We start from the raw sequence: 231 nt of genomic DNA on the forward strand, positions 1-231 counted from the left end.
GCCAAAATAGCTGTCGGTACGCAGCACCTGACGCACATCGAAATGATTTGAAGCGGTGCCTTTTTCCCGAATAACCGCTGAAAATAAAATCGATGAACATTGCTCACCCGTTGACAGCAATTCGTCCATAATCGCTTTGCTGCGATCAAGTTCTAACGATTCACTTAATACTGACATTCGGCTCAGAATTTTATCAATACTGGCCGCCACGTCTTGTGGACGGCCTAATTC

1 protein-coding gene is annotated in these 231 nt (G+C 45.5%); it reads right to left on the reverse strand.

Features of this window, described 5'->3' with window-relative positions; genetic code table 11:
* A partial coding sequence (locus tag AAEY72_RS16530; RefSeq protein ID WP_352311794.1) for a hypothetical protein occupies positions 1–231 on the reverse strand: 231 nt, incomplete at both ends.

The sequence above is a fragment of the Psychrobacter sp. W2-37-MNA-CIBAN-0211 genome, assembly GCF_040309405.1.
Taxonomy (GTDB): Bacteria; Pseudomonadota; Gammaproteobacteria; order Pseudomonadales; family Moraxellaceae; genus Psychrobacter; species Psychrobacter glaciei.